This window comes from Enterococcus ratti (assembly GCF_001886195.1).
Lineage (GTDB): Bacteria > Bacillota > Bacilli > Lactobacillales > Enterococcaceae > Enterococcus_B > Enterococcus_B ratti.
This window is the reverse complement of record NZ_JXLB01000077.1, coordinates 1-277: the sequence shown is the minus strand read 5'-3', so window position 1 is coordinate 277 and position 277 is coordinate 1. Positions and strand designations below refer to the sequence as shown.

The following is a 277-nucleotide window of genomic DNA, read 5'->3' as shown; positions in this document are numbered from 1 at the left end:
CTGGTTTTGGTGTCTCCCCATTAAACAACGCATTCACTGCATTTTGCACTGCGTCATAGCTGGAAGAACTTAATTCCCATTTTCCATTGCTGTTTAATTTAAACGTATACTCTTTACTTACGGTATTTGATAAATGAATGTTACTATTGACGGCTAGTGGCATTTCATTTGTTGTGATAATTAATTTATCTCCTCTTCCTTTGGTTGTTCCGATAAGCCCACTAACTGCGTTTTGGTAAGTTCCACCTTTATATTCTTTGTTGAATAAATACATAAA

Annotated in this window: 1 protein-coding gene; it reads right to left on the bottom strand. The window is 35.0% G+C overall.

Translation table 11 applies throughout. The annotated features are described in order from the left end of the window. Positions 1-277 (bottom strand): hypothetical protein (locus tag RV14_RS12390; protein ID WP_167359873.1); only part of this gene is annotated, 277 nt, incomplete at both ends.